Source organism: Akkermansia sp. GGCC_0220, assembly GCF_017566105.1.
In the GTDB taxonomy this organism is placed as follows: Bacteria; Verrucomicrobiota; Verrucomicrobiia; order Verrucomicrobiales; family Akkermansiaceae; genus Akkermansia; species Akkermansia massiliensis.
In genome coordinates this window covers 1-216 of sequence record NZ_JABFCI010000192.1, presented here as the reverse complement: position 1 = coordinate 216, position 216 = coordinate 1, and the positions used below count along the sequence as shown (strand labels likewise).

Genomic DNA, 216 nt, shown 5'->3' with positions numbered 1-216 from the left:
GCTGGAAGCCTCCCTCGCGGCGGTCTCCTCCGAAACCGCCTTCGCGGCGTTTGAATCCTCCTTCACGACGGTCTCCACCAAATCCGCCTTCACGGCGCTGGAATCCTCCTTCGCGGCGGTCTCCTCCAAATCCACCTTCACGGCGCTGGAAACCTCCTTCACGGCGGTCTCCGCCAAAGCCGCCTTCGCGACGTTGGAAGCCTCCTTCGCGGCGGT

At 64.8% G+C, this 216-nt stretch carries 1 protein-coding gene; it reads left to right on the top strand.

From position 1 onward, the window contains the following. The coding region (locus HJW02_RS13495; protein ID WP_208050757.1) for a hypothetical protein at positions 1-216 on the top strand (216 nt) is incomplete at both ends.